1 protein-coding gene is annotated in these 3,476 nt (G+C 65.2%); it reads right to left on the bottom strand.

Annotation, left to right across the window (positions count from 1 at the left end; translation table 11 throughout):
- Positions 1-3,476: non-ribosomal peptide synthetase (locus AACY42_RS28150; protein WP_339483766.1), on the bottom strand; the 3,476-nt coding region annotated here is incomplete at both ends.

Raw genomic sequence — 3,476 nt, 5'->3', positions numbered from 1 at the left:
GGTTGAAGTCCGTCAGCAGTAATTGCCGCTCGCTGGCCGGCACCACGTCCAGTTGGCTGGCGAGGCGCTCCGGGGCCTGTTCAAGGGCTTCGACCAATGCGCTGACGGCCTGGGCGAGGTAGGCGGCGATGCGTTGTGGGTCGATGCCTGTGATGGATTGCGCGGTCACGGAGAAATCGTCGCCTTCATCCGCCACGGCCACTTCGATCGGGTAGTTGGTGCGGGCTTCGTTGCTCAGGAAGCGCACACCGTCCCAGGCCAGGATCTGGTCTTCATTGGCCAGCGAGCCGCCGTCGGTCTGATGGCGGTAGTTGAGCAGCGTGGTGAACAGCGGTAGGCCTGCGCCCACACCGCTGCAACGTTGGGCCAGGGCCAGGGAGGCCTGTTCGTGGGCGAGCAGTTCGCTGAGGTCGCGATAGGTTGCGTCCACCAGCGCACTGACGCCGAACTCGGCCAGTTGTACCCGTACCGGCAAGGTGTTGATGAACACGCCAAGGGCCCGATCGGCGCCCAGTGAGCCTTGCAGGCGCCCGGCAACCACGGTGCCGAAGACCACGTCGTCGCCGCCGGTGCAGCGTCCGAGCACCTGGGCCCAAGCGATATGAAACAGCACGGCCGGTGTCACCCCGGCCTGACGCGATTGAGTGCGGATTCGCAGGCTCAGGGCCCGGTCGAGACGCACGCTGGTCTCCACCACCTGGGCACCGTCGCCCTGGACGTCCAGCACGCCGAACGGTGCGGTGGGTTCCTCGATACTGGCCAGGCGGCGGGTGAAGTAGCCTTCATGGGTCTGGGGCGGCGTGGCGAGCACCTGGGCGACAAATTCGCGATAAGGCATCGGCGCCGGCAGGTGGGCGCCCTGACCCTGCATCAGCCGCTGGATTTCCTCGAGGACGATGCCCAGGGACACGTGGTCGCTGATCATGTGGTGGTCCAGCAGGGCCAGCCACCAGCGTTCGGAATGCGGATCCTGGGCGATGCAGGCGCGCATCAGTGGCGCCTGTTGCAAATCCAGGCGCAGGTGGCGTGGATCGCTCAAGCGCTCCAGCTGAGTACGCGGATCCTCATCGGCGGCCAGGGTGATGGGTTGGATCGGCAGCACGGCTTGGCGCTGAACCACCTGGACCGCTTGCGGCTGGCCGACCCAATGCACGGCACTGCGCAGGATGTCGTGGCGGTCGATCACCTGTTGCAAGGCGACGGTGAAGGCATCAAGGCGCTGGCGGTCGTCAAACTCGATCATCGAGCGCACCAGATAGGCATCGCCTTCATGCCCGAGCAAGTGATGGAACAGGATGCCCTGTTGCAACGGGGCCAGGGGGTAGATGTCCTGAATGTTCGCGGCTCCGCCGGGTACGGCGCTGACGATCCGTTCCAACTGCGCTGGGGTCAGCGCCACCAGGGGCAACATGTCCGGTGTCAGTGCCGTGCAATCGGCCGGGATGCGGTTGGCCGGGGCCAGGAACGAGGCCTCGTCGTTGCGACTCAGGGCCTGGGCCATTTCCCCCAGGCTGGGCGCGGTGAACACGGTGCGTACCGTGGCGCTCAGGCCATGCTGGCGCAGGCGATCGATCAGGCTCACGGCCAGCAGCGAATGCCCGCCGAGTTCAAAGAAGCGGTCATGCCGGCCGACTTTCTCGATGCCCAGCAAGTCTTGCCAGACGGTCGCGACGATATGTTCGATCTCTCCCCGCGGGGCCTCGTAGGCTCGGCTGGCGAACGCGTCCTGGCCCGGTGCGGGCAGGGCGCGGCGGTCCAGCTTGCCGTTGGGGGTCAACGGCAGGGCCTCGAGTTGGACGAAGGCGGTGGGCACCATGTAGTCGGGCAGGGTCGCCAGTAATGCGCTGCGCAATTGCTCCACCGACACCGGCTCACCGCACAGGTAGGCGATCAAGCGCTTGCTGTCCGATTGGCCCGGTTTGCTTTCCTGGGCCACCACCACCGCTTCACGTACCCCCGCGCAGCCGGCGAGGATGGCTTCGATCTCGCCCAGTTCTACACGGAAACCGCGGATCTTCACCTGGTCGTCGTTGCGTCCCAGGTACTGCAGGGTGCCATCGGCTAACCAGCGGCCGAGGTCGCCGGTCTTGTACAGGCGGGCGTCCGGGTCGGTGCTGAACGGGTCAGCGATGAAGCGCTCGGCCGTCAACGCCTGGCGATTGAGGTACCCGCGAGCGACACCGACGCCGCCAATGTGAATCTCGCCGGCAACCCCGAGCGGAACCAGGTTGCCGCTGGCATCGAGCACATGCAGTTGGGTGTTGCGCACCGGTTTGCCGATGGAGCGGAAATCATCGTGGTCGCTTTCCATCAGGCGGATCGAGGCGTTCACGGTGGCCTCGGTCGGGCCGTAGGCGTTGAACAGCGCCGGACGATGGCCAGCACGGGCGAACCATTGGCTCACGGCCTGCTTGCCCACCGCTTCGCCACCGATCATGAACTGGCGCAGCGAGGTCGGCAGCGGCACATGTTGGTCACGGCTGACCTGTTGCCAGAACACCGTTGGCAGGTTCGCGACGGTGATTGCCTGTTGTTCGCACAGCGTGGCGAAGGCCGCAGTGCCGGCAATCCAGGCATCGCTGCGCAAAACCAGGGTGGCACCGGACAGCAATGCACCAAAAATCTCTTCCACTGACATGTCGAACGTCATGGTGGCGAATTGCAGGACGCGATCGTGAGGGTTGAGGCCATAGCGCGCTTGCAGGGCACCGATCTGGTTGCACACCGAACGGTGCTCGAGCATCACCCCTTTCGGTTTGCCCGTGGAGCCGGAGGTGTACATGACGTAGGCCAGGTGCCGGGAGGTCAAGCCTTCGACTCGTGGGTTGTGGTCATCACCTTTGGCTGTGTCGTCCAGCGACAATTGCGCGATCTGCAGCGGCGGCAGCTGTTCGGCCAGGAGGCCTTGGCTGAGCAGTACCCGAGGCGAGCTGTCGCTGAGCATGTGCTGCAAACGATCCTGCGGATAATTCGGGTCCAGCGGCACATAGGCGCCGCCGGCCTTGAGGATGGCCAGGATGCCAATGATCATCTCGGGGCTGCGCTCCACCAGCAGCGCCACGCGCTCATCCGGACGCAGGCCGGCGGCGATCAAACGGTGAGCGACGCGGTTGGCCCGGGCATTGAGTTCGGCGTAGCTGAGCTGAGCACCCTCTGCCTGGACCGCGATGGCCTGTGGCTGGGCCTGCGCATGCTGTTCGAACCATTCATGCACCAGCCTGCCTTCGGGGAAGGGGGCGTGGGTCTGGTTGAAACCGCCGAGCAGTTGCCGACGTTGCAGGTTGTCCAGCAACGGTAGAGTCGCCAGGGGCTGCGTCGCATCGTCGAGCATGGCGTCGAGCAGGTGCAACAAGTGCTGGCCCCAACGGGCGATGGTGCTTTCATCGAACAGGTCGGTGGCGTATTCGAACTGGCCGCTGATGCAATCGCCGTCGTCGTTGAGGGACAGGCTGACGTCGAACTGGGTGGTGCCAGTG

This window comes from Pseudomonas sp. RL_5y_Pfl2_73 (genome assembly GCF_963970515.1).
GTDB lineage: Bacteria > Pseudomonadota > Gammaproteobacteria > Pseudomonadales > Pseudomonadaceae > Aquipseudomonas.
The sequence above is the reverse complement of the archived record's forward strand: the minus strand, read 5'-3'. Positions and strand labels throughout refer to the sequence as shown.